This is a genomic window from Pseudomonas sp. 20-5, from assembly GCF_056782835.1.
The window spans coordinates 1,001,412-1,025,564 of the sequence record NZ_CM165584.1; the positions used below are offsets into that span (position 1 = coordinate 1,001,412).

A 24,153-nucleotide genomic window follows, 5' to 3' on the forward strand; every position below is an offset into this window, starting at 1 on the left:
GCCCCAGGCTCATTTCCCCAGCTTGCGCAGTTCGTCGGACTCGACGAAGCGCACGCCCTTGCCTTCCTCCAGCGCCAGGCGCCAGAGCGCGCGGGCCAGGTCGCAGGCCTCGATGCCGTGGTACTTGCCGGGAAGGATGCGGGCGATCGGCGCAGCGAGGATCTCGGCCAGGCGGAATTCCTCGCGCGGGCCGAACAGCAGCGATGGCCGGGCGATGGTCAGTTGTGGCCAGCCCTGTTCCTGCAGGGCCTGCTCCAGTTCGCCCTTGACCCGGTTGTAGAAGATCGACGACTTGGCGTCGGCGCCCAGGGCGCTGACCACCAGGTAATGCCGGGCGCCCATCTCCAGCGCGCGCTTGCCCACCGCCAGCGGCAGGTCGAAATCGACCGCGCGGAAGGCCTCCTCCGAGCCGGCTTCCTTGATCGTGGTGCCGAGGCAGCAGAAGGCGGTATCGATGCTGCCGTCGAGTTGCGGCAGCAACTCGGCCAGCGGGCCGACCGGGTTGTCCAGCCGCGGATGCTCGGCCAGCGCCTTGCGGGCAGGGGCGATGACCTTGGCCAGGGTCGGCTCGCTCAATATCCGATCCAACAGGTGCTCGCCGGTAAGACCGGTCGCGCCGGCGAGCAGAACGCGCTTGGGCGTCGAGTGCATGTGTGTTTCTCCCCTTCCACACCAATGAGCGTAGTGCGCGGCGTATCTATTTGCCCGCCGCGCCCTCGCCGGTTTTTCCTTCCCGGAACGCGAGCGCGCGCTCGGCTTGCTGCCCCCGCAGCGTCCGCCAGTGCGCGAGCACGCGTTCCGGTAACCAGGCTTGCGGTTCCGAAGCTTCGAAACCTTCCTCCTTCTCCCTTTGACGCACTTCCTCTTTCGCCAGTTCGAACGCTTTGGACAGATCGTCGGTGCGGTTCAGCGCATTGGCCAGCAAGGCGCGGCCGAAATAGGTGAAGTCGGCGTCGTCGGAACAGCCGAACGAGACCCGGTCGGCACGCGCGGCGGTCAGGATCAGGGTACGTTCGTCTTTCAGCGGCGGGATGAAGCCCCCGCTGTAGCAGGCCGATACCACCAGCACCTTGTCGCGCTGGCGCAGCGGCGCGAGCAGTTCGGCCAGTTCCGCGGCCGGCAGGTCGCCGAGGTTCAGGCCGGGCATGTCCAGGGCCAACTGGTGGTCGCTGGAGCCGTGGCTGGTCAGGTAGATGAAGACCAGGTCTTCCGGCCCGCTGCGTTCGGCCAGGGTGCGCACGGCGCGGGACAGGCTTTCCCGGGTAGCCAGCGGGCGGTCGCCGAAGTGGTCGCGGTGGTTGACCAGGCGAATCACGCCACGAGCGGCGAAACGCTGGCCGAGCAGGTCACCGGCGTAATCGGCCTCGCGCAGGAACACGCCCTGGCGGCCATCGCCGCCCAGGCTCAGGGCATAGAGTTCGCTGGCCGGCGTCGAGGCCGGGATCTTGCGCAGTTCTTCGTCGAGCAGGCGACCCTGGGCCAACAGGCCGATTTCCAGAGTGTCGGGCAGGGCCTTGCCGGCGGCGTCGCGGATGCGCTTGCCGTCGGCCCAGAGTCCCTGCTCACGGCTGCCGTCGGCGCGGTCCAGGGTGCCTTGGCCGGCATAGGCGCCGGCGGCGAAGCCGCCTTCGTAGCGGGTGCCGTCCAGTTGTTCGAGCAGGCCCTGGCCATGGAAGCGCCAGAACTGGAAACCGCCGCGGTAGCGGCTGCCGTCGGCGCCGAGAAGCTCGCCGGGGCCGTTCAGCGCGCCTTCGCTGAAGCGGCCGATCCAGACATCGCCGCTGGCGCTTTCGTAGCGCCCCTGGCCATGGAACTGGTTGTCCTTGAACTGGCCGACGTAGCGGTCGCCATCGGGCCCGCTCCAGCGCCCCTTGCCGTTCAGTTGCCCGTCGCGGAAGGTACCGGCGTACTGGTTGCCCTGGCTGTCGCTGAAGCTGCCTTCGCCTTCCAGGCGGCCCTGGCGGAAGCTGCCCTGGTAGCGGCTGCCATCGCTGCCGTCCAGCGTGCCCTGGCCGCTGTACAGGCCCTTGCGGAAACCGCCGCGGTAGCGAGTGCCCTGTTGTTCCAGGCTGCCTTCGCCATCGAACAGGCCCTGGCGGAAACCGCCCTGGTAGACGCTGCCATCGGCCATCGCCAGGCGTCCCTGACCGTCGAACAGGCCGGCCGCGAAGCCACCGCTGTAGCGGCTGCCGTCGGCGCCCTGCCAGGTGCCATGGCCGTGCAGCAGGCCATGCTCGAAGCGGCCGGCGTACCAGGCGCCGTTGTCGTAGTCCAGCCGGCCCTGGCCTTCCAGGCGCCCGTCCACCAGCTCGCCGCGATAGCGCGCGCCGTCAGGCAGGCGCGCATCGGCCGGGAGCAGCGGTTCGCCCTCGCCACAGGCGGCGAGCAGGATGACCAGGGCGGAGCAGAGCGAGAGAGACCTGGCGGGGCGAAGCATGCGGCGTTCCCGATGAGTGGTTCGGTCCGAGGGTGGAGGGGAGACAGTGTGGCGGAAAAATCGTTGCCTGGCAGTAGGGTATTTCCCTGCCGGCCCAGAGCGCCCCCGCGAGCGGGGGCTTTTGGAAGGGGGGAGAGGGGCGCGAAGGCGCCTGGCCGTCAAGCGAACGGCAGCGCTCGCTGGGGCGGGCTCAGACGAAGCAGAGGCTGAGGGTCTCGGCGATGTAGGCGGGTTTCTCCTGGCCTTCGATCTCCAGGGTGGCGCGCGCCTTGATCAGCCACTGGCCGGGATTCTTCTCGTTGACGTCGAGCAGGGTCAGGCCCAGGCGGACCCGCGAGCCGACCCGCACCGGCTGGATGAAGCGCACCGTATCGAGGCCGTAGTTGACCGCCATCTTCAGTCCTTCGGGAAGCACCAGCAGGCCTTCCATCAGCTTCGGGATCAGCGACAGGGACAGGAAACCGTGGGCGATGGTGCCGCCGAAGGGCGTCTTCGCCGCCTTCTCCGGATCGACGTGGATGAACTGGTGGTCGCCGGTGCATTCGGCGAACTGGTCGACCCGCTCCTGGTCGATGGTGAGCCATTCGGAATGGCCGAGATCCTTGCCGACATAGTCCTTGAGCGCTGCTACGGGTACGAATGGCATAAGTCCTCCGGGAGGATGGCTGTTGTTCTCATGGTGCAGGAAGATCAGCACGCGTTGGCGACCGGGTCAAGAAACCATCGGCCTGGCGAATATCGCGTCATGCGGTGCCGCGACTGCGACTGATGGATAGGCGAGGAGCGTGCCAATGTCCCGGCGGGCTGGGCATAATGGTCGGCCCTTGCTGGAGGTGCCCATGTTGCTTCGTGGTCTGACCTGGCTGGTGCTGTTCCAGTTGCTCGGCACAGGTCTGAACGTTCTGTTGTTGCCCATGCTGCCCGGTCCGATCATCGGCCTGGTGCTGCTGTTCGGTTATTTCCTGGCGCGTGGCGAGGTCGGCAAGCCGGTCAACGAGGCGGCCGGCTCGTTGCTGCGCTACCTGCCGCTGCTGCTGGTGCCGGCGGCGGTCGGGGTGATGGCCTATGCGCGGGAGATCGCCGCCGACTTCTGGGCCATCGTCGGCGCGCTGGTATTGTCGCTGGTGCTGTCGTTCCTGTTCGCCGGCTGGATGATGCAGAAGCTCATCGATCGCCAGCAACGTCGCCGGGAGGAGACCTGATGGCCTGGCAGGCCGCCCTCGAGGCGGTGATCCACCATCCGCTGTTCGGCGTCGGCGTGACCCTGGGCGCCTACCAGTTGGCCCTGGCCGCCTATGAACGGACCCGCTGGGTGTTCCTGCAGCCGGTGCTGGTGTCGATGCTGGTGGTGATCGGCGTACTGCTGCTTTGCGGCATCGACTACGACGAATACAGTGCCAGCGCCAAGGTCCTGACCATTCTCCTCGGCCCCGCCACGGTGGCCCTGGCGGTGCCGCTGTTCCTCAACCTGCGGCGTATCCGCCAATTGTTCTGGCCGACCCTGCTGACCCTGGTGGTCGCCGGTACGCTGGCGACGGTGCTGGGCATCGCATTCGGCTGGCTGTTCGGTGCCGAGCCGCGGATGCTGATGAGCATGGCGCCGAAGTCGGTGACCTCGCCGATCGCCATGCTGGTGGCCAGCCAGATCGGCGGCGTGGCGGCGCTGGCCGCCGTGTTCGTACTGATCACCGGGGTGCTCGGGGCGATCCTCGGGCCGGAGCTGCTGCGCGCCATCGGCGTCCGGCACCCCGCCGCGCAGGGCATGGCGCTGGGCATGACGGCCCACGCGGTGGGCACTTCGCGGGCCTTGCAGGAAGGCGAGGAGTGTGGTGCCTTCGCCGCCCTGGCGATGAGCCTGATGGGCGTTGCCACCGCAGTGCTGCTACCGTTGGCGGTAGCGCTGGTTGCCTGACGATGCCCGAGGAGTCGCGATGAAGTTGCCGTTGTTTCCCCTCAACGCCGTGCTGTTCCCCGGTTGCCGCCTGGACCTGCAGATCTTCGAGGCGCGCTACCTGGACATGATCAGCCGCTGCATGAAGCAGGGCACCGGTTTCGGCGTGGTGACCATCGGCGAAGGGCGGGAGGTCGGCGAAGCGCCGAGCCGCCTGGCGATGGTCGGCTGCGAGGCCTCGGTCCGCGACTGGCAGCAGCGCCCGAACGGCCTGCTGGGCATCCGCGTGGAGGGCGGTCGGCGTTTCCAGGTGCTGTCGGTGGAGGTCCAGGCCGACCAGCTCAGCGTTGGCGAGATCGAGTGGTTCGAAGACCTGCCGGAGCAACCCCTGACCTACGAACACAACGATCTCGCCGCGTTGCTCAGCGTGCTGGCCGAGCATCCGATGGTGGCCGCGCTGGAGATGGGCGGCGAGCCCGGCGGCCAGCAGGACCTGGCCAACCAGTTGGCCTACCTGCTGCCGTTCGATACCGAACGCAAGCTCGAACTGCTCGCCCTGCCCGACGCGCAGATGCAACTGGCGCGGATCCAGGTGCTGCTGGAGCACCTGCAGGGCGAGTTGGGTATCGACTGAGCGCCAACCCTCACAGCGGCCGGTAGCGCGCAATGGCTTCCGGCAGGGCCCAGCCGGCGGCGATCGCCAGGGTCGCCACGCAGACCGGCAACAGCAGCCACCAGACCCGTTGCGGCAGCGCCGGCAGCGACTCGCGGCGCTGGCTCAGCCACAGGCTGGCGGCGCAGACCGTAGTGGCGAGCAGGGCGCCGGCGACGATGTCCGACGGCCAGTGCACGCCAAGGTAGACCCGCGACAGGGCGATGCTCAGCGACGGGATCACCGCCAGCAGTACCCAGGTCAGGCGCCAGCGCGGCGGTTGCTGGCGGCTGGCGAGGACGCCCAGGGTGAGGAAGAAGGCGAAGGACGCCGAGCTGTGTCCGCTGGGGAAGCTGAAGCTGCTCAGCGGTTCGGCCAGCACTTCCGGGCGGGCGCGGGCGAACAGGGTCTTCAGGGTCTGGTTGGCCAGCGCGGTACCCACCAGGGTGCCGATGGCGAAGATGGCCGGACGCCATTGCCGGGTCAGCAGGAGGATACCGCCGAGCAGCGCACCGGCGATGAACTGGGTGCGGAAATCGCCGAGCCGGGTGACCACCACCATCACCGGGTTCAGGTCGGCGTTGCGATGCTCCTGGACCAGCGTCATCAGGCCCTGGTCGAGGTCCTGGAGGTACGGCCAGGCGACGGTCATCGCCAGCAGCAGGACCAGGCTCAGCGCGGCCGCCACAGCGGTTGCCCAGCGTTTGCGCCGCAGGCTGGCCTGGACTACCACGCCGACCAGCACCGCCAGGCAGGCCGCGACGATCCCGGCTTCGCTCCAGAAGCCTTCCGGCAACGGCAGGCGCAGGGCTGCGCCGGTGGCCCAGCCGGGCAACAGGTAGGCGACCGCCCAGCCGGCGGCGGCGATCAGCGAAACGCCGAGAAAACGGCCGAACGGCATGTCGAGCATGCCGGCGACCATCGGCAGCATCGGTCGCAGGGCGCCGATGAAGCGGCCGACCAGCAGGCTGGCGATACCGTAGCGTTCGAAGTACACCTCGGCGGCGGTGATCCACTGCGGATGGCTGCGCAGGCCGGGCAGGCGGCGGATGTTCTGGTGGAAGCGGCGGCCGATCCAGTACGAGCTGAGGTCGCCCAGCACCCCGCCGGCGTAGGCCAGCAGCAGGGTTTCGCCGAGGCCGAGGGCGCCGCTGCCGGCGATCACCGCGACGCCGAACAGCAGCACCACGCCGGGGAGGACGATACCGACGATGGCCGCGCATTCGAGGAAGGCGATGAGGAAGATGGCCAGCCCCAGCCACTCGGGGTTGGCGGCCATCCAGGCGTTGAAGCTGTCGAGACTCATTGCAGGTGCGGGTCCTGATGTCCGAGTAGATGATAGTCGCGCCCGGCGACCTGGCCGCGGCGCAGTGGGTTGCGGGTGCAGAAGGCGGCGAAGGTGGCATCGACGAAACGGTACGGCAGGTGTTCGTCGCGCCCCTTCGGAATGCCCAGCCGAGCGGCCTGGATCACCTGGCTGGGGCGCTCGCCGACATCGTCGACGAACAGTCGCTGCGGGTCGAAGCGCTGTGCGTCCCACTCCGGCACCTTCAGCCCCATGGCCTTGCACAGCAGGGTCTGGCCGGCGCACAGGCGGCCGATCTCGCGGGGCCGGCCCTGGCTGTCCGGGTTCAGGCTCTGCATCCGCTCCAGCGCCGTGTGGTCGCTGATGCGATCCAGCCAGGGATGGCCGGACTTGATCAGCACCGCATTGCCCGGCCCGCCGGCGCTGAAGTTCAGCGAGTCGCCGCCGCGCGCGTAATACATATAGATGTGCCCGCCGTCGAGGAACAGTGCCTTGCGCTTCTCGGTGTAGCCGAGCGAGGCATGGCTGCCTTTCTCCTCCAGGTAGTAGGCCTCGGTCTCGATGATTCGCGCCGCCAGCCAGAGATTGCCCTGGCGATGGCGGATCACCTTGCCCAGCAACTCGCGGGCGACCAGCAACGCATCGCGGTCGAAGAAGGTGTCGGGGAGCGGCCGGGCGTCGGGCCAGGGCAAACTAAGGATGGGATCGCGGGACATGGGATTGTCGCTGGGACCATGGCAGTCATAGGCTGGCGAATGATAACAACAAGAGCCTGAATCATGGTTGAACGAGAGCGTGTCGACAGTGCCCACATCACGCCCAGCGCCCATTACACCGGGTACGTCTGGTTCCGCCATCGACTCGCCGAACCGGCCTTCGCCACCGTCTTCGGCCGCTGGGTACACGGCTTCGTCGCGCCGATCAACTGGGGCGCGCAGCTCGGTTTCGGACTGAACATCGAGGATTTCCTGTTACAAAGACACCTCATGATCGACGCGCGCCTGACCCAGGCCGTCGAACGCGAGGGAGTGGTCCAGGTGGTGGAAATGGCCTGCGGGCTCTCGCCGCGTGGGCGACGCTTCCGGCAACGCTATCCACAGTTGCGCTACCTGGAGGCCGACCTGCCGCCGATGGCCGCGCGCAAAGCGGCGTTGCTCCGCGAGCAGGGTTGGCTGGGCCCGGAGCACGCGGTGGCGGCTGTGGATATCCTCGCCGAGGACGGCGAGCGCAGCCTTGCCGCGCTGTTCGCCGGGCTCGATCGCGAGCGCCCGCTGGTGGTGATCACCGAGGGGTTGGTGAACTATTTCCAGCGCCCGGTGATCGAGGCCTTCTGGAGTCGCCTGGCGACCGAACTTAAACGCTTCCCCCAGGGCACCTACCTGACCGACCTCTATCCCGATCTCCGCGAGCACCCGCGCTACCGGCAGATCCGCTGGGGAGTGGGGATCATCGGGCGGCTGACGCGGGGAAGCTATCCGTTGCATTACCGCAATGCCGCGGAAATCGAGGCGGCCTTCGCCCGCTGCGGCTTCGCCTCCACCCTGGTGCTCGACCCGCAGCGCGAAGGCGCCGCCCTGGGCTTGCCGCAGGGACGCCTGCCGAGCCTGGTGCGGGTGATCGAAAGCCGCACGGCATAGCCGCCTCTCAGGCGACCTCCGCTCGCTGCCAGGCGGCGAGGAGGTCGGCCAGTCCGGCGCTGGCCGCCGGATCGGAGTGCGGGAAGATGAAGGCGAAGCCGCCGGCGGTCGAGCGCAGGGGCAGGATGTCCAAGTCCGCCAGGCCGTCGCAGCACAACCGCCAGCCGCGTTGCGGGCGGGATTCGGGCAGCTCGGCGTGCAGCCGCCCGCCGAAATAGCCGAGTTCCACCAGTTCCGCCGCATAGACGCCGAGCTGCGGATGTTCCAGCCGAGCGTGCCCCTGGGCTGGCCGATGGCGGACCTCGAAGCGTCGCTCCAGGCCGAGCAGGCGCGTGCGCGGGATCCGCGTGCTGCCCTCGGCGCGCTCCGGCAGTGCCTCGCCGCGCAGGAACGGGCCGTAGAGCCGGGCGCAGGCCTCGCGTCGTTCGAACTGGGCAAGATGGTCGGCGTCGTGGATCAGGGCGAACTCGGCGTTCCCGCAGGCATGGGCGAACACCGCATGTTCCCAGGGCTGGGTGAAATGGTCGTACTCGCCGGCGAGCACCAGGGTCGGGCAGGTCGGGTGCCGCTCGAAGCCGCCGAAGGCCAGCAGGCGCCGGCTATTCTGCCGGTAGCGTTCGATCTCCGCCGCGGTCAGGCGTTGCAACTGGCGCAGCATGGCCTTGCGAAATACCGGGGAGACGCCGGTACGTTCCAGCTGTAGCGGGTTGATCAGGCCGGTCAGTACGCCGTGGGCGAAGGCGCTCTGGTCGCCCTCGTCGAGCCGGGCCAGGGCTTCTTCCAGCAGCAGCCGCGCACCGGGGCGGCCGAATGCGGTGATGCCGGCCAGTAGCAGGCGCGCGCAGCGGCGCGGATGGCGGGCGGCGAACAGCGCGGCCAGGGCCGAGCCGTAGGACAGGCCGATGGGCATCAACGGCGGCAGGCCGAGCTGTTCGGCGAAGGCCGCGATCAGGTCGGCGAGGTCTTCCAGGCTCAGTTCCGCCGCCAGTTGCAGGTTGCCGCCCTGGCTCGGCAGGTCGAGCAGGATCACCGGGTGCTCGGCGAGCAGTTCGCTGACCTCGCCGGTGAACGAGCGGAAGCTCTGGAAGGCGCCGCCCAGCAGGAGCACCGGCGGGCGCGGGTCGTCGGCGCGGGCGGCGAAGGCCTGGTAGCGCAGTTGCCAGCCGTCTAGGAAGAGGATATCCGGTTCGCTGCTCAGCGACTGTGCGCTGTAGTCGGTACGGTAGCGCATGGCGAGGCCCCGCGGTGTGTGCGTCGTTATTGTTGTTCTGCCGAGCGGGTGCCGGTGGGTGGCAGTGGCCAGGCTCGCCTCGAAGGTAAACAGAGGTAGCAATTTTGTTTACCTATCCTTCGGCCGGCGCCTGCGCCCGGGTGTCACCGTCTCGCGCACAGCCCCAGGCGCAGCGGGGCTGCCGCGTTACCGCCGGGGGCGATGGAACGCACTGTCTACCGACCGGCTGTTGCGGCTGGGCGCGCCGGGGCTGGCTCGCTATAATCGCGCATTTCCCTGACGCCAGATGCCGAGACCATGACCGAGTCCGTCCTCGACTATATGAGCCGCCTTGGCCGCGATGCCCGCGCCGCCTCGCGGTTGCTCGCGCGCGCCGCCACCGCGCAGAAGAACCGCGCCCTGCTGGCCGCGGCCGATGCGTTGGACGCCGCCCGCGCGGAGTTGTCCCACGCCAACGAGCAGGACCTCGCCGCCGGCCGCGCCAATGGCCTGGAGCCGGCGATGCTGGACCGCCTGGCGCTGACCCCGGCGCGCATCGACGACATGATCGAGGGCCTGCGCCAGGTCGCCACGCTGCCCGACCCGATCGGCGAGATCCGCGACATGCGCTATGTGCCCTCGGGCATCCAGATCGGCAAGATGCGCGTGCCGCTGGGCGTGGTCGGGATCATCTACGAGTCGCGGCCGAACGTGACCATCGACGCCGCCAGCCTGTGCCTGAAGTCCGGCAACGCGACCATCCTGCGCGGCGGCTCCGAGGCGATCCACTCCAACCAGGCGATCGCCCGCTGCATCCAGCAGGGCCTGGCCGAGGCCGGCCTGCCGGCCGCCGCCGTGCAGGTGGTGGAAACCACCGACCGCGCCGCGGTCGGCGCGCTGATCAGCATGCCCGAATACGTCGACGTGATCGTCCCGCGCGGCGGCAAGGGCCTGATCGAGCGCATCAGCCGCGAGGCCAAGGTGCCGGTGATCAAGCACCTGGACGGCATCTGCCACGTCTACATCGATGTCGCCGCCGACCTGGACAAGGCGATTCGCGTCGCCGACAACGCCAAGACCCAGCGCTATGCACCGTGCAACACCATGGAGACGCTGCTGGTGCATGCCGGCATCGCCGAGCAGGTGCTGCCGCCGCTGGCCACGATCTACCGCGAGAAGGGCGTGGAACTGCGCGGCGACGCCGCGACCCGCGCGCTGCTTGGCGCAGACGTGCTGGAGGCTACCGAGGAGGACTGGCGTACCGAGTACAACGCGCCGATCCTGTCGATCCGCATCGTCGACGGACTGGACGCGGCGATCGAGCACATCAACACCTACGGCTCGCAGCACACCGACGCGATCATTACCGAGAACTTCAGCGATGCGCGGCGTTTCCTCGCCGAAGTGGATTCCGCTTCGGTGATGGTCAACGCCTCGACCCGCTTCGCCGACGGCTTCGAGTACGGCCTCGGCGCCGAGATCGGGATTTCCACCGACAAGCTGCACGCCCGCGGCCCGGTCGGCCTGGAAGGCCTGACCAGCGAGAAGTACGTCGTCTTCGGCGACGGTCACGTGCGCATCTGATGGGCAAACGTATCGGCCTGTTCGGCGGCACTTTCGACCCCGTGCATATCGGACATATGCGCAGCGCCGTGGAAATGGCCGAGCAGTTCGCCCTCGACGAACTGCGCCTGCTGCCCAATGCGCGGCCGCCGCACCGGGAAACCCCGCAGGTGTCGGCCGCGCAGCGGTTGGCGATGGTCGAGCGGGCGGTGGCGGGAGTCGAGCGATTGACGGTCGATCCCCGCGAACTGCAGCGCGACAAGCCGTCCTACACCATCGACACCCTGGAGTCGGTGCGGGCGGAGCTGGCGGCCGACGACCAGTTGTTCATGCTGATCGGCTGGGATGCCTTCTGCGGCTTGCCGACGTGGCACCGCTGGGAGGCGTTGCTGGATCACTGCCACATCGTCGTGTTGCAGCGTCCGGATGCCGACAGCGAGCCGCCGGAGTCGCTGCGCGACCTGCTGGCGGCGCGGAGCGTGGCCGACCCGCAGGCCCTGAAAGGGCCGGGCGGACAGATCACCTTCGTCTGGCAGACGCCGCTGGCGGTGTCCGCCACCCAGATCCGCGCGCTGCTGGGTGCCGGGCGCTCCGTGCGTTTCCTGGTGCCGGACGCGGTATTGAACTACATCGAGGCGCACCACCTGTATCGTGCGCCACACTGATAAAGAAACAGAGACCGACTCAATGCAAACCGAACAACTCGTCCAAGTGGCCATCGATGCCCTGGAAGACCTCAAGGCCCAGGACATCGTGACCCTCGATGTGCGGGACAAGACCAGCGTCACCGACTACATGGTGATCGCCTGCGGCAGTTCCAGCCGCCAGGTCAAGTCGCTGGCCGACAACGTCCTGACCAAGGCCAAGGAAAACGGCGTCAAGCCCCTGGGCAGCGAAGGCCTGGAGTCCGGCGAATGGGCGCTGCTCGACCTGGGCGACGTGGTGGTCCACGTGATGCTCCCGGCGACCCGCCAGTTCTACGACCTGGAGCGCCTGTGGCAGGGCGCCGAGCAGAGCCGCGCCCAGCACCAGCCGGAAGAGTGACGCCGGCATGCGGTTGCGCCTGATCGCGGTTGGCTCGCGCATGCCTCGCTGGGTCGAGGAAGGCTGGCAGGAATACGTCAAGCGCCTGCCGGCCGAGCTGTCCCTTGAACTGGTGGAGATCCCGCTCAACACCCGCGGCAAGAACGCCGACGTGGCGCGCCTGATCCGTCAGGAAGGCGAGGCCATGCTGGCGCGCGTGCAGCCGGGGGAACGGGTGGTGACCCTGGAGGTCGAAGGTCGGCCCTGGAGCACCGAGCAACTGGCTCGCGAACTGGATCGCTGGCGTCTCGACGCACGCACCGTGAATCTCATGGTCGGCGGCCCGGAAGGGCTGGCGCCGGAGGTCTGCGCGCGCAGCGAGCAGCGCTGGTCGCTGTCGCCGTTGACGCTGCCGCACCCGTTGGTGCGGATCCTGGTCGGCGAGCAGATCTACCGGGCCTGGACCGTATTGTCCGGGCACCCCTACCACAAATAGTCCCCAGTCCCGATGCCGCAGCCGATCCACCTGAAAGACCACGAGAAAGACGCCCGCCTGGTGCGTCGGCGCGTCATCGTCGGGGCGGTGGCGGTGGTCTTGCTGACCCTGGTGCTGGTGGCGCGCATGTACCACCTGCAGGTGACCCAGTACGAGTACCATTCGACGCTGTCGGAGAACAACCGGGTCCATGTGCAGCCGATCCCGCCGACCCGCGGGATCATCTTCGACCGCAACGGCGTGATCATCGCCGACAACCGGCCGAGCTTCAGCCTGACCATCACCCGCGAACGCACCGAGGACCTGCAGAAGACCCTCGACACGCTGGTGGAGATCCTCGGCCTGACCGAGGACGACCGGGCCATCTTCGAGAAGCGCATGAAGCAGGGGCGGCGTCCGTTCGAGCCGGTTCCCATCATGTTCGAACTCAACGAGGAACAGATCGCCCGCATCGCGGTGAACCAGTTCCGCCTGCCGGGCGTCGACGTGGCGACCCAGTTCGTCCGCCACTACCCGCTGAAGGAGCACTTCGCCCATTCGGTCGGGTACGTCGGGCGGATCAACGAGCAGGAACTGAAGAACCTCGACCCGATCAACTACAGCGGCACCCACCATATCGGCAAGACTGGCATCGAGCGCTTCTACGAGAGCGAGTTGCACGGCACGGTTGGCTACGAGGAAGTCGAGACCAACGCCCGCGGGCGGGTGCTGCGGGTGCTCAAGCGCACCGACCCGATTCCCGGCAAGGACATCGTCCTGAGCATCGACAGCCGCCTGCAGGAGGCCGCCGAGAACGCCCTGGCCGGGCGGCGGGGCGCCATCGTGGCGATCCAGCCGTCCACCGGCGACGTGCTGGCGATGGTCAGCCAGCCGAGCTACGACCCCAACCTGTTCGTCACCGGCATCAGCTTCAAGGCCTATGCCGAGCTGCGTGACTCCATCGACCGGCCGCTGTACAACCGCGTCCTGCGCGGGCTCTATCCGCCGGGCTCGACGGTGAAGCCGGCGGTGGCGCTGGCCGGCCTCGACGCCGGGGTGGTCACGCCGACCTCGCGGGTCTTCGACCCCGGCTACTACCAGTTGCCCAACTACGACCACAAGTACCGTAACTGGAACCGCTACGGCGATGGCTGGGTGAGCCTGGAGTCGGCGATCTACCGGTCCAACGACACCTATTTCTACGACCTCGCGCACAAGCTGGGGATCGACCGCCTGCACGCCTTCATGAGCCGCTTCGGCTTCGGCCAGAAAGTCGCCCTGGACATGTTCGGCGAAGCCGACGGGCTGATGCCCTCGCGCGAATGGAAGCGCAAGACCCGCCGCCAGGTCTGGTATCCGGGCGAGACCCTGATCCTCGGCATCGGCCAGGGCTACATGCAGGCGACGCCGATCCAACTGGCGCAGATGACCGCGCTGCTGGCCAACAAGGGCCACTGGATCCGCCCGCACCTGGCCAAGACCATCGACGGCCAGCCGCCGGTCGACCCCGACCCGATGCCCGACATCGTGCTGCGCGACCCGGCCAACTGGGACCGCGTCGACTACGGCATGCAGCAGGTGGTGCATGGCGCCCGCGGCACGGCGCGCAAGGTCGGCGCCACCTCGGCCTACCTGATCGCCGGCAAGAGCGGTACCGCCCAGGTGGTGGCGATCAAGCAGAACGAGCGCTACGACCGCTCCAAGCTGCTCGAGCGGCACCGCGACCACGCCCTGTTCGTCGGCTTCGCGCCGGCCAACAACCCGCAGATCGCGGTGGCGGTGATGGTGGAGAACGGCGAGTCCGGCTCCGGCGTCGCCGCCCCGGTGGTCAAGCAGGTGATGGACGCCTGGCTGCTCGACGAGCACGGCAAGCTCAAGGCCGAATACGCGGAACCCGTCGCGCCGCTCGCGGCGGCGGTGGCCAAGCCCGAACCCACGGCAGCCGAGCCGGAGGCGCCCGCCCTTGAACAGTAACTTCGACCGCACCCTGTCCAACGAAGACGTGATGCGCCGGCGCGCCAGCCTGTTGCAGCGCCTGCACATCGACGGGATTCTCCTGCTGCTGTTGCTGATCCTCGGCGCCACCGGCCTGTTCGTCCTCTATTCGGCGAGCGGCAAGAGCTGGGACATGCTGATGAAGCAGGCCACCTCGTTCGGCCTGGGACTGGGCATGATGGTGGTCATCGCCCAGATCGAGCCGCGCTTCATGGCCCGCTGGGTGCCGCTGGGCTACCTGGTGGGGGTCGCGCTGCTGGTGGTGGTCGACGTGATCGGCCACGACGCCAAGGGGGCGACGCGCTGGATCAACATCCCCGGGGTGATCCGCTTCCAGCCCTCGGAGTTCATGAAGCTGCTGATGCCGATGACGGTGGCCTGGTACCTGTCCAAGCGCAACCTGCCGCCGGGGCTCAAGCACATGGTGATCAGCCTGGCGATCATCATCACCCCGTTCGTGCTGATCCTGAAACAACCCGACCTCGGCACCGCCATGCTGATCCTCGCTTCCGGCGGCTTCGTGCTGTTCGTCGGCGGCCTGCGCTGGCGCTGGATCGTCGGCGCGGTGTCGGCGGCGGTGCCGATCGCCGTGGCGATGTGGTTTTTCATCATGCACGACTACCAGAAACAGCGGGTGCTGACCTTCCTCGACCCGGAAAGCGACCCGCTGGGCACCGGCTGGAACATCATCCAGTCTAAGGCGGCCATCGGTTCCGGCGGGGTATTCGGCAAGGGCTGGCTGCTGGGCACCCAGTCGCACCTGGATTTTTTGCCGGAAAGCCACACCGACTTTATCATTGCGGTCCTCGGCGAGGAGTTCGGCCTGGTCGGCGTCTGCCTGCTGCTGGTGCTCTACCTGCTGCTGATCAGTCGTGGCCTGGTGATCACCGCCCAGGCGCAGACGCTCTACGGCAAACTGCTGGCCGGTGGCATCACCATGACGTTTTTCGTTTATGTCTTCGTGAATATCGGTATGGTGAGCGGGTTGTTGCCGGTGGTGGGGGTACCGCTGCCTTTCATTAGTTATGGCGGAACTTCGCTGGTTACCCTGTTGTCAGGGTTCGGGGTTCTGATGTCGATCCATACCCATCGGAAGTGGATCGCCCAGGTTTGAGACCAAGAGTGAAGAACGCAATGCAAGTACTGCGTACATGGGCGGCCAGGGGCGTCCAATGGGTCGGCGTAGCCGGCGTCATTGGCCTGTCCGGGGCGGCCCAGGCGGGGGACTACGACGGCTCGCCGCAAGTGGCCGAGTTCGTCAGCGAAATGACCCGCGACTACGGCTTCGCCGGAGAGCAGCTGATGGGGCTGTTCCGCGACGTGAACCGCAAGCAGTCGATCCTCGATGCGATCTCGCGCCCGGCCGAGCGGGTCAAGCAGTGGAAGGAATACCGGCCGATCTTCATCAGCGACGCGCGCATCAGTCGTGGTGTCGACTTCTGGAACAAGCATGCCGAAGACCTGGCGCGGGCAGAGAAGGAATACGGCGTGCCGGCCGAGATCATCGTCTCGATCATCGGCGTGGAAACCTTCTTCGGCCGCAACACCGGCAGCTACCGGGTGATGGACGCGCTGTCCACCCTCGGCTTCGACTACCCGCCGCGGGCCGACTTCTTCCGCAAGGAGTTGCGCGAGTTCCTCCTGCTCGCCCGCGAACAGCAGGTCGACCCGCTCAGCCTGACCGGCTCCTACGCCGGCGCCATGGGCCTGCCGCAATTCATGCCGAGCAGCTTCCGCGCCTACGCGGTGGACTTCGACGGCGATGGCCACATCAATATCTGGAGCGACCCGACCGACGCCATCGGTAGCGTCGCCAGCTACTTCAAGCAGCACGGCTGGGTCACCGGCGAGCCGGTGGTCTCGGTGGCCGAGATCAACGACGAGAGCGCCGAGAGCGCGGTGACCAGGGGCGTCGACCCGACCATGAGCCTGGGTGAGTTGCGTGCCCGCGGCTGGCGCACCCACGATGCGCTGCGCGACGACCAGAAGGTCACGGCGATGCGTTTCGTCGGCGACAAGGGCATCGAGTATTGGGTCGGTTTGCCGAACTTCTACGTGATCACCCGCTATAATCGCAGCGCCATGTATGCCATGGCGGTTTATCAGCTGGCGGGCGAGATTGCCCGCGCGCGAGGTGCCCATTGAGCAAGCGTGTCCGCTCCTCCCTGATCCTGCCCGCCGTCTGCGGCCTCGGGCTGGCGGCCGTGCTGTTGAGCAGTTGCTCCAGCAAGGCGCCCCAGCAGCCGGCCAGGCAGGCGGGCATTTCCGGGCCGGGCGACTATTCCCGTCCGCATCGCGACGGCGCCCCCTGGTGGGACGTCGACGTGTCGCGGATCCCCGATGCGGTACCGATGCCGCACAACGGTTCGGTGAAGGCCAACCCCTACACCGTGCTGGGCAAGACCTACTACCCGATGAACGATGCGCGGGCCTACCGGATGGTCGGCACCGCGTCCTGGTACGGCACCAAGTTCCACGGCCAGGCCACCGCCAACGGCGAGACCTACGACCTCTACGGCATGACCGCCGCGCACAAGACCCTGCCGTTGCCGAGCTATGTGCGGGTGACCAACCTGGACAACGGCAAGAGCGTGATCGTCCGCGTCAACGACCGCGGCCCGTTCTATTCCGACCGGGTCATCGACCTGTCCTTCGCCGCGGCGAAGAAGCTCGGTTATGCCGAGACCGGCACCGCGCGAGTCAAGGTCGAAGGCATCGACCCGGTGCAGTGGTGGGCCCAGCGCGGCCGGCCGGCACCGATGGTCCTGGCGCAGCCCAAGCAGGCGGTGGCCCAGGCCGCTCCCGCCGCGGCGCAGACGCAGGCGGTGGCGATGGCCCAGCCGATCGAGACCTACACTCCGCCGCCGGCGCAGCACGCGGCCGCCGTGCTGCCGGTGCAGATCGACTCAAAAAAAAACGCTTCATTACCAGCCGATGGCCTGTATCTCCAGGTGGGCGCCTTCGCCAACCCGGATGCGGCGGAGCTGCTGAAGGCCAAGCTGAGCGGCGTGACGGCTGCGCCGGTGTTTATCAGCTCGGTCGTGCGCAACCAGCAGATTCTGCACCGGGTGCGGCTGGGACCGATCGGTTCGGCGGACGAGGTTAGCCGCACCCAGGACAGCATCCGCGTGGCCAACCTTGGCCAGCCGACGCTGGTACGCCCCGACTGAGCGCCTACTCACGCAGGGAATTCCCGCAAGGGATTGTTTGACCATTGGTAGAACCAGAGAGACGGATGAACATCACCACTATCGCGAAACGCTTGTCACTGCTTGTCCTGTTCATCGCCCCTACGGCTGGCTGGGCTGCTGAATCCATGGTTCCGGCGCCGCCGCAACTGGCCGCCAAGTCGTACGTCCTGATGGACGGCGAGAGCGGCCAGGTTCTGGTCGAGAACAACGGCGACCAGCGCCTGCCGCCGGCCAGCCTGACCAAACTGATGACCGCCTACATCGCCACCAAGGAGATCGAGGCCGGCCGCATCGGCGAGAACGACCTGGTCACCGTCAGCGAACATGCCTGGCGCACCGGCGGTTCGCGGATGTTCATCAAGGTCGGCAGCCAGGTCTCGGTGAGCGACCTGCTGCATGGCATCATCATCCAGTCCGGCAACGACGCCAGCGTCGCCCTGGCCGAGCATATCGCCGGCAGCGAAGACGCCTTCGCCGACATGATGAACACCACCGCGCAGAAGCTGGGCCTGACCAACTCCCACTTCATGGACGCCACCGGCCTGCCCAACCCGGACCACTATTCCTCCGCCCGCGACATGGCGGTGCTGGCCCGCGCGATCATCTACGGTGAGCCGAGCCACTACGCGATCTACGCGCAGAAGGAATTCCTCTGGAACAACATCAAGCAGCCGAACCGCAACCTGCTGCTGTGGCGCGACAAAACCGTCGACGGCCTGAAGACCGGCCACACCGACGAAGCCGGCTACTGCCTGGTGGCTTCCGCGGTACGCGACGGCCAGCGCATGATCGCCGTGGTGTTCGGCACCAACAGCGAGCAGGCCCGCGCCGCCGAGACCCAGAAGCTGCTGACCTATGGCTTCCGCTTCTTCGAAAGCCGCAACTTCTACAAGAAGGGCACCGAGCTGACCAAGGGCCTGGTCTGGAAGGGTTCCGAGCATGAAGTGAAAGCCGGCCTCGCCGAAGATCTGACCATGACCCTGCCGCGCGGCCAGATGCAGAAGCTGCAGGCCAGCATGGTCCTGGAGCCGCAACTGATGGCGCCGATCCAGCAGGGCCAGGTGATCGGCAAGGTGGAAGTGAAGCTGGACGACAAGGTCATCCGCAGCGCCGACCTGGTCGCCCTCAACGCCGTCGAGGAGGGTGGTTTCTTCCGCCGCCTGTGGGATAGCATCCGCCTGTTCTTCTACGGTTTGTTCAACTGACCGACCGGCGCCCGCCCGCTCACGAGGCCAGCGGGCGCCCGTCCCCGCGGACCACGGGTCCGCCGCCGCCATGACCGATACCCCTGACGTTCAACCCCCGAAAATCGAATTCCCCTGCGAGCGTTATCCGATCAAGGTGATCGGCGACGCCGGCGAAGGTTTCTCCGACCTGGTCGTGGAAATCATCCAGCGCCACGCGCCGGATCTCGACGTCGAGACCCTGGTGGTCCGTGACAGCAGCAAGGGGCGATTCCTCTCGGTGCAGGTGCTGATCACCGCCACCGATGTCGACCAACTGCAAGCCATCCATAACGACCTGCGCGCGACCGGACGCGTGCACATGGTGCTCTGATGGGACTCGAGCTGGGCTTCCGTGAGCTCGGCGAGGTTCCCTACGAACCGACCTGGCATGCCATGCAGCGCTTCGTTGCCGAACGCGACAAATCGGTAATGGACGAAGCCTGGCTGTTGCAGCACCCTGCGGTCTTCACCCAGGGGCAGGCCGGCAAGGCGGAGCATGTGCTGTTCCCCGGCGACATCCCGGTGATCCAGGTAGATCGCGGCGGCCAGGTGACCTACCACGGCCCCGGCCAGTTGGTCACCTACCTGCTGCTCGATGTCCGCCGCCTGGGACTGGGCGTGCGCGAGCTGGTCAGCCGGATCGAGCAGAGCCTGATCGGCCTGCTGGCGTCCTATGACGTGCAGGCCGTGGCCAAGCCGGACGCGCCGGGTGTCTACGTCGACGGGGCGAAGATCGCCTCCCTCGGCCTGCGCATCCGCAACGGCTGTTCCTTCCATGGCCTGGCGCTGAACCTGGACATGGACCTGCGACCGTTCCAACGAATCAATCCCTGCGGCTACGCCGGGATGCCCATGACCCAACTGCGCGACCTGGTTGGGCCGGTGGATTTTGCCGAGGTGTGTACCCGATTGCGCGCTGAGCTCGTCTCACGCCTTGGCTACGCTGAACAGAAGACCCTTACGGGCGGGATCGAACTGACATGAGCACTGTTGTGGAGAAGTCCGGAGAAGCCAAGCCGGGCAAGGTGGAAGTCGGCGTGAAGCTGCGCGGCGCGGAAAAGGTCGCGCGGATTCCGGTGAAGATCATTCCCACCGAGGAACTGCCGAAGAAACCCGACTGGATCCGCGTGCGCATCCCGGTTTCCCCCGAGGTCGACCGCATCAAGCAACTGCTGCGCAAGCACAAGCTGCACAGCGTCTGCGAAGAGGCGTCCTGCCCGAACCTGGGCGAGTGCTTCTCCGGCGGCACCGCGACCTTCATGATCATGGGCGATATCTGCACCCGACGCTGCCCGTTCTGCGACGTCGGTCATGGCCGGCCGAAGCCGCTGGACGTCGACGAGCCGACCAACCTGGCCATCGCCATCGCCGACCTGCGGCTGAAGTACGTGGTGATCACCTCGGTGGACCGCGACGATCTGCGCGACGGCGGCGCCCAGCACTTCGCCGACTGCCTGCGCGAGATCCGCAAGCTGTCGCCGGGGATCCAGCTGGAAACCCTGGTGCCCGACTATCGCGGTCGCATGGACATCGCCCTGGAGATCACCGCCAACGAGCCGCCGGACGTGTTCAACCATAACCTGGAGACGGTACCGCGCCTGTACCGCTCCTCGCGGCCGGGCTCGGACTTCGAGTGGTCGCTGGACCTGCTGCAGAAGTTCAAGCAGATGGTTCCGCACGTACCGACCAAGTCCGGGCTGATGCTCGGCCTGGGCGAGACCGACGATGAGGTCATCGAGGTCATGCAGCGGATGCGCGAGCACGACATCGACATGCTGACCCTCGGCCAGTACCTGCAGCCGTCGCGCAACCACCTGCCGGTGCAGCGCTTCGTGCATCCGGACACCTTCGCCTGGTTCGCCGAGGAAGGCGAGAAGATGGGCTTCAAGAACGTCGCGTCCGGTCCGCTGGTGCGTTCGTCCTACCATGCCGACCAGCAGGCGCACGGCAACAAGATCGGCTGATCGACGCCGCGCCAATGCCTCCGACGCCGCGTCCCTGCACAGGGACGCGGCGTTTTTCTTTGGGCAGCCACGAAGCCTCTTCGGACGGAGGACGAATAACCGCTTGCGGTTATCCGCCGGCGCGTAGGTGGGTACCGTTTGCTCTCATCCCTGTGCGGTAACGAAGCGACTGCGCTGGCCGAGCTGCCGCACCGCCTCGATCAGTGCATCGGCCGCCAGGCTGGGTTGGCGCGAGAAGGCGTAGAAACGCGCCTCCGGCAGCGTCGGAAAACCCTGTTCCGGGCCCAGTTCGCGCAGCCCCTCGCGCATCTGGCTGCGCGCCACCACCGTCACGGCGAAACCGGCCAGCGCGGCGGACAGGCAGCCGGCCATGCTGGCGCTCTCGAACACCAGGCGCCAGGGACGCGCAGCGGCGCCGAGGGCTGTAATCGCCGCTTCGCGGTAGACGCAGGGTTCGGGGAACAGCGCCAGCGGCAGCGGTTCGCCCGCGGGCAGCTCGATCGCGGTCGCCGCGGCCCAGACCAGCGGTTCCTCCCAGAGCAGTTCGCCGTCGTCTCCTACCCGCCGGCACTGCTTGCCGAACACCACGTCGGTGCGCCCCTGGGCCTGCTGGCGGAGCAGGTCGGTGGTGATACCGACCTTGAGTTCGATGGATGCTTCGGGGTGCCAGCGGCGAAAGCGTTGCAGGACGCGTGGCAGCCAGGCGCTGGCGAAGTCCTCCGAAGCGCCGATGCGCAGGCGGTCGCGGATCGGCGTGCCGTGCAGCCTGGCGCGGGCCTCGCGCTCCAGCTCGACGATGTTGCGGGCATAGGCGTAGAGCGTCTCGCCCGCCTGGGTCAGCTCCAGGCGGCGAGTGGTGCGGCTGAGCAGGCTGACGCCGGCTGTCTGTTCCAGGCGCTTGATATGCCCGCTGACTGCGGAGGGGGTGAGCGCGAGATTGTCCGCGGCGAGGGCGAAACCGCCGCTGTCGACTACTTCGAGAAAGGTACGCAACAACACGATATCCAGGGATTGGGAGGTGGGGACGGCAAGCTCCATGAGGTCTTCCATTCATCTCGTTTCATGAATAGTAGACGCTAACTATTCATGAATCACGCTTGGCAAGCGTCCTAGGATGTCCCTTCTTTCTCTTGGAGAGGTCCGATGAGCCGCTATGCCTTCGTTTCCACCGATGTCCTGGATATCGCCTACCTGGAGTGGAATCCGCAGGGGGCGCGCAGCGCCGTCTTGTTGCACGGTTGGCCGGACAGCCCGCATACCTGGAAAGACCTGGCGGAGTCCCTGGCGGACGCCGGCTATCGGGTGCTGGCACCAGCCCTCCGGGGATTCGCCCCGACCCGCTTCCGCGATGCGTCTACTCCGCGCAGCGGGCAACTGGCGGCTCTGGCTTGCGATCTGCTGGCATTCGTCGACAGCCTGGCATTGCAACGTCCCCTGCTGGTCGGCCATGACTGGGGGGCTCGCGCGGTGGCTAGTGCCTGCGGACTGCGCGAGGGCGTAGCCTCGCACCTGGTGATGCTCTCGGTGGGGTACGCCAGCAACGATCCGCAGCAAGTTCTTTCCCTGCCGCAGGCCCGTAGCTTCTGGTACCAGTGGTTCATGGCTACGCCACGCGGAGAGCGCGCGCTGCGCGAGGAGGGCGAGGCGTTCGCCCGGCAGATGTGGGACACCTGGTCGCCGCCGGGATGGTATGCCGAGCGCGATTTCCAGGAGGCCGCCCAGGCCTTCTCCGGGCCGGACTGGGTGGCCGTGGTGCTGCACTATTACCGGCATCGCTGGGGCTTCGTCGCGGGGAAGCCGCGCTACGGGGCGGCGGAACAGCGCTTGCTCCCGGCACCGCGCCTGGCGCTGCCGACCCTGGTGCTGCACGGCGGCGCGGATGCCTGCACCCACCCCGACGGCTCCCGCGGACGCGAGCACTACTTCAGCGGGCGTTACCAGCGGCTGGTGCTGGAGGGCGTCGGCCATTTTCCGCAGCGCGAGGCGGCCGCCCAGGTGGCGGACGCTATCCTGCGGTTCTGCGCGGATGACTAGGTCCTGGACGCCGCAGCGGCGGATAACGCCCATGGCGTTATCCGCCCTACGAACCGGTGTGCCGCGAGCGGTCGCGGCGGACGTGGGGTCGTAAGCTCCGCCGGCGGCCCTATGGCGTCCGCAGGCGGTCGAGCAGCGCCGGGGTCGGATAGCCGTCCGCCGGCCAGCCGAACTCCTGCTGGCAGGCGCGGATCGCCTTGCGCGTATTGGCGCCGATGATGCCATCCACCGCGCCCGGATCGTGTCCGCGGGCGGCCAGTTGCCGTTGCAGCTCGATGCGCTGCGAGCGGCTCAGCGGAACATCCTCCAGCGGCCAGGCGCCGACTATCCGGCCGCCGCCCTTGAAGCTGTCGGCGAGCAGGCCGACGGCCAGGGCGTAGGCGCTGGAGTTGTTGTACTTGAGGATGGCGCGGAAGTTGTGCAGCACCAGGAAGGCCGGGCCGCGGTGCCCGGCCGGCAGCAGCAGCGAGGCCTGTTCGCCGGAGAGTCCGGAGGGCAGGGGGCCGCCGTTGACGCCTTGTACGCCCATCCCTTGCCATTCGCCCAGGGGCTTGCGGATGGTGAGTTCCGCCAGGGAATAGTCGAAGCCTGCCGGCAGGCGGACTTCGAAACCCCAGGGTTGTCCGGCGATCCAGCCGGAGGCTTTCAGGTAGTTGGCGGTGGAGGCCAGGGCGTCGCCGGGCGAGCCCCAGATGTCACGCTTGCCGTCGCCGTCGAAGTCCACGGCATACTGGTTGTAGGTGGTCGGGATGAACTGGGTCTGGCCCATGGCGCCGGCCCAGGAGCCGATCATGAAGGAGGCCGGAACGTCGCCGTGCTGGAGAATCTTCAGGGCGGCGAGCAACTGGGCGTGGGCGAATTCCGGGCGGCGTCCTTCATAGGCGAGGGTCGCCAGGGAGCGGATCACGTTCTTGTTGCCCATGTGCGAACCGTAGTTGCTCTCCATGCCCCAGATCGCCACCACCGCATCCGCATCCACCGCATAGCGCGCGTCGACTTCGCCGAGGATGCGCGCATGCTGCGCCAGGCGCGCCTGGCCCTGGCGAACGCGCAGCGGATCGAGGGCGCCTTCCAGGTACTTCCATACCGGTCGGGTGAATTCCGGCTGGCTGCGGTCGGCTTCGACCACGGCGGGATCGGGCTGGACGCCGGCGAAGGCGCGATCGAAGGTCTGCGCATCGATTCCACCGGCCAGCGCCTGTTGACGGAAGGCGTCGCGCCACTGTTCGAAGCTTTGCCCAGGCTGGGCCTCGTTCGGCGCGCCAGCGGGCACCGAGGCGGCCGGGCCGGCGCCGGAGAAGGGCGCCTTGGTCTGCAGGGGAGCGGCAGGCTGGTTGTATTCGACTGTCGGATTCTTCTGCGCGCACGCGCTGGAGAGGCCAAGCCCCATGGCGACGACGGTGCTGCCCAGCAGCCCGCTCACCTTCAGCAGGGCGGATCGTTCGGGGTTACGCATTGCTCTCCTCAGCAGGGTCCTCGGGACGGGCCACCTTAGCACGCCGGCCAGGACGCGTCTGCCGTCGTTGGACGCGCCGGCGGGGCCCCGGGT

At 67.6% G+C, this 24,153-nt stretch carries 25 protein-coding genes; 17 read left to right on the forward strand and 8 right to left on the reverse strand.

Annotated elements, in window-relative coordinates; genetic code table 11:
• Nucleotides 1–9: 9 nt before the first annotated feature.
• The 3 genes from AC1RB9_RS04710 to AC1RB9_RS04720 form a co-directional block, all read right to left on the reverse strand.
• On the reverse strand, nucleotides 10–651 hold the full coding sequence (locus AC1RB9_RS04710; RefSeq protein WP_003100290.1) for an oxidoreductase: 642 nt from the start codon (nucleotides 649–651) through the stop codon (nucleotides 10–12).
• 46 nt (nucleotides 652–697) lie between these two features.
• On the reverse strand, nucleotides 698–2,437 hold the full coding sequence (locus AC1RB9_RS04715; protein WP_003453986.1) for a C13 family peptidase: 1,740 nt from the start codon (nucleotides 2,435–2,437) through the stop codon (nucleotides 698–700).
• 190 nt (nucleotides 2,438–2,627) lie between these two features.
• Entirely contained in the window at nucleotides 2,628–3,083 is a 456-nt protein-coding gene (locus AC1RB9_RS04720; protein ID WP_003093220.1) for a MaoC family dehydratase, read from the reverse strand.
• Between the two features lie 193 nt (nucleotides 3,084–3,276).
• On the opposite strand from AC1RB9_RS04720, the gene AC1RB9_RS04725 reads away from it, so the two are divergent.
• Genes AC1RB9_RS04725 through AC1RB9_RS04735 form a run of 3 tightly spaced genes read left to right on the forward strand, consistent with a single transcriptional unit; the run spans nucleotide 3,277 to nucleotide 4,962 of the window.
• Nucleotides 3,277–3,639, forward strand: coding sequence for a CidA/LrgA family protein (locus AC1RB9_RS04725; protein ID WP_003118250.1), 363 nt, complete (start codon nucleotides 3,277–3,279; stop codon nucleotides 3,637–3,639).
• Nucleotides 3,639–4,349 carry an LrgB family protein gene (locus AC1RB9_RS04730; protein ID WP_003093214.1) on the forward strand — a complete coding sequence of 237 codons (711 nt, stop codon included), beginning with the start codon at nucleotides 3,639–3,641 and terminating at the stop codon, nucleotides 4,347–4,349. The genes AC1RB9_RS04725 and AC1RB9_RS04730 overlap by 1 nt, the downstream gene beginning before the upstream one ends.
• A 19-nt stretch (nucleotides 4,350–4,368) precedes the next feature.
• Nucleotides 4,369–4,962, forward strand: coding sequence for an LON peptidase substrate-binding domain-containing protein (locus tag AC1RB9_RS04735; protein WP_003093212.1), 594 nt, complete (start codon nucleotides 4,369–4,371; stop codon nucleotides 4,960–4,962).
• A 10-nt stretch (nucleotides 4,963–4,972) separates the two neighbouring features.
• On the opposite strand, the gene AC1RB9_RS04740 is transcribed toward AC1RB9_RS04735, so the two are convergent.
• Nucleotides 4,973–6,286, reverse strand: a complete 1,314-nt coding sequence (locus AC1RB9_RS04740) for a bifunctional DedA family/phosphatase PAP2 family protein (RefSeq protein ID WP_003100297.1) — start codon at nucleotides 6,284–6,286, stop codon at nucleotides 4,973–4,975.
• Entirely contained in the window at nucleotides 6,283–7,002 is a 720-nt protein-coding gene (locus AC1RB9_RS04745; RefSeq protein WP_003100299.1) for a DNA-3-methyladenine glycosylase, read from the reverse strand. The genes AC1RB9_RS04740 and AC1RB9_RS04745 overlap by 4 nt, the downstream gene beginning before the upstream one ends.
• A gap of 63 nt (nucleotides 7,003–7,065) precedes the next feature.
• On the opposite strand from AC1RB9_RS04745, the gene AC1RB9_RS04750 reads away from it, so the two are divergent.
• Nucleotides 7,066–7,923, forward strand: a complete 858-nt coding sequence (locus tag AC1RB9_RS04750) for a class I SAM-dependent methyltransferase (protein WP_003093206.1) — start codon at nucleotides 7,066–7,068, stop codon at nucleotides 7,921–7,923.
• Nucleotides 7,924–7,930: 7 nt separating this feature from the next.
• On the opposite strand, the gene AC1RB9_RS04755 is transcribed toward AC1RB9_RS04750, so the two are convergent.
• On the reverse strand, nucleotides 7,931–9,154 hold the full coding sequence (locus AC1RB9_RS04755; protein WP_003453975.1) for an alpha/beta fold hydrolase: 1,224 nt from the start codon (nucleotides 9,152–9,154) through the stop codon (nucleotides 7,931–7,933).
• 297 nt (nucleotides 9,155–9,451) lie between these two features.
• Here AC1RB9_RS04755 and AC1RB9_RS04760 point away from each other — a divergent pair, with 297 nt between their 5' ends.
• From AC1RB9_RS04760 to lipA, 12 genes are all read left to right on the forward strand, one after another.
• A complete protein-coding gene (locus AC1RB9_RS04760; RefSeq protein ID WP_003122015.1) occupies nucleotides 9,452–10,717 on the forward strand; it encodes a glutamate-5-semialdehyde dehydrogenase in 1,266 nt (421 codons plus the stop codon).
• On the forward strand, nucleotides 10,717–11,361 hold the full coding sequence (nadD, locus tag AC1RB9_RS04765; RefSeq protein WP_003093199.1) for a nicotinate-nucleotide adenylyltransferase: 645 nt from the start codon (nucleotides 10,717–10,719) through the stop codon (nucleotides 11,359–11,361). The genes AC1RB9_RS04760 and nadD overlap by 1 nt, the downstream gene beginning before the upstream one ends.
• A 22-nt stretch (nucleotides 11,362–11,383) precedes the next feature.
• Nucleotides 11,384–11,740, forward strand: coding sequence for a ribosome silencing factor (gene rsfS / locus AC1RB9_RS04770; RefSeq protein WP_003100305.1), 357 nt, complete (start codon nucleotides 11,384–11,386; stop codon nucleotides 11,738–11,740).
• Nucleotides 11,741–11,747: 7 nt separating this feature from the next.
• Nucleotides 11,748–12,215 carry a 23S rRNA (pseudouridine(1915)-N(3))-methyltransferase RlmH gene (gene rlmH / locus AC1RB9_RS04775; protein WP_003093193.1) on the forward strand — a complete coding sequence of 156 codons (468 nt, stop codon included), beginning with the start codon at nucleotides 11,748–11,750 and terminating at the stop codon, nucleotides 12,213–12,215.
• Nucleotides 12,216–12,227: 12 nt separating this feature from the next.
• On the forward strand, nucleotides 12,228–14,168 hold the full coding sequence (gene mrdA / locus AC1RB9_RS04780; protein ID WP_003093191.1) for a penicillin-binding protein 2: 1,941 nt from the start codon (nucleotides 12,228–12,230) through the stop codon (nucleotides 14,166–14,168).
• A gap of 31 nt (nucleotides 14,169–14,199) precedes the next feature.
• Nucleotides 14,200–15,303, forward strand: coding sequence for a rod shape-determining protein RodA (gene rodA, locus AC1RB9_RS04785; RefSeq protein WP_003114090.1), 1,104 nt, complete (start codon nucleotides 14,200–14,202; stop codon nucleotides 15,301–15,303).
• A gap of 8 nt (nucleotides 15,304–15,311) precedes the next feature.
• Nucleotides 15,312–16,334: a lytic murein transglycosylase B gene (gene mltB / locus AC1RB9_RS04790; protein WP_003132500.1), complete on the forward strand. Its 1,023-nt coding sequence runs from the start codon at nucleotides 15,312–15,314 to the stop codon at nucleotides 16,332–16,334.
• Nucleotides 16,331–17,359 (forward strand): septal ring lytic transglycosylase RlpA, encoded by a 1,029-nt coding sequence (gene rlpA / locus AC1RB9_RS04795; protein ID WP_003100310.1) that lies wholly within the window; start codon nucleotides 16,331–16,333, stop codon nucleotides 17,357–17,359. The genes mltB and rlpA overlap by 4 nt, the downstream gene beginning before the upstream one ends.
• A 65-nt stretch (nucleotides 17,360–17,424) precedes the next feature.
• Complete coding sequence (locus tag AC1RB9_RS04800) at nucleotides 17,425–18,585, forward strand: D-alanyl-D-alanine carboxypeptidase family protein (protein WP_003093182.1); 1,161 nt, start codon at nucleotides 17,425–17,427, stop codon at nucleotides 18,583–18,585.
• Nucleotides 18,586–18,655: 70 nt separating this feature from the next.
• Complete coding sequence (locus tag AC1RB9_RS04805) at nucleotides 18,656–18,937, forward strand: DUF493 domain-containing protein (RefSeq protein ID WP_003100311.1); 282 nt, start codon at nucleotides 18,656–18,658, stop codon at nucleotides 18,935–18,937.
• On the forward strand, nucleotides 18,937–19,590 hold the full coding sequence (gene lipB / locus AC1RB9_RS04810; RefSeq protein WP_003093177.1) for a lipoyl(octanoyl) transferase LipB: 654 nt from the start codon (nucleotides 18,937–18,939) through the stop codon (nucleotides 19,588–19,590). Before AC1RB9_RS04805 ends, lipB begins: the two co-directional genes overlap by 1 nt.
• Nucleotides 19,587–20,570, forward strand: coding sequence for a lipoyl synthase (gene lipA, locus AC1RB9_RS04815; RefSeq protein ID WP_003119196.1), 984 nt, complete (start codon nucleotides 19,587–19,589; stop codon nucleotides 20,568–20,570). Before lipB ends, lipA begins: the two co-directional genes overlap by 4 nt.
• A 144-nt stretch (nucleotides 20,571–20,714) precedes the next feature.
• On the opposite strand, the gene AC1RB9_RS04820 is transcribed toward lipA, so the two are convergent.
• Nucleotides 20,715–21,608 carry a LysR family transcriptional regulator gene (locus tag AC1RB9_RS04820; RefSeq protein WP_003119197.1) on the reverse strand — a complete coding sequence of 298 codons (894 nt, stop codon included), beginning with the start codon at nucleotides 21,606–21,608 and terminating at the stop codon, nucleotides 20,715–20,717.
• 105 nt (nucleotides 21,609–21,713) lie between these two features.
• On the opposite strand from AC1RB9_RS04820, the gene AC1RB9_RS04825 reads away from it, so the two are divergent.
• Nucleotides 21,714–22,604, forward strand: a complete 891-nt coding sequence (locus AC1RB9_RS04825; RefSeq protein ID WP_003453969.1) for an alpha/beta fold hydrolase — start codon at nucleotides 21,714–21,716, stop codon at nucleotides 22,602–22,604.
• Nucleotides 22,605–22,713: 109 nt separating this feature from the next.
• Here AC1RB9_RS04825 and AC1RB9_RS04830 read toward each other — a convergent pair whose 3' ends face one another.
• Nucleotides 22,714–24,060 carry a lytic murein transglycosylase gene (locus tag AC1RB9_RS04830; protein ID WP_003118255.1) on the reverse strand — a complete coding sequence of 449 codons (1,347 nt, stop codon included), beginning with the start codon at nucleotides 24,058–24,060 and terminating at the stop codon, nucleotides 22,714–22,716.
• Between the last annotated feature and the right edge of the window lie 93 nt (nucleotides 24,061–24,153).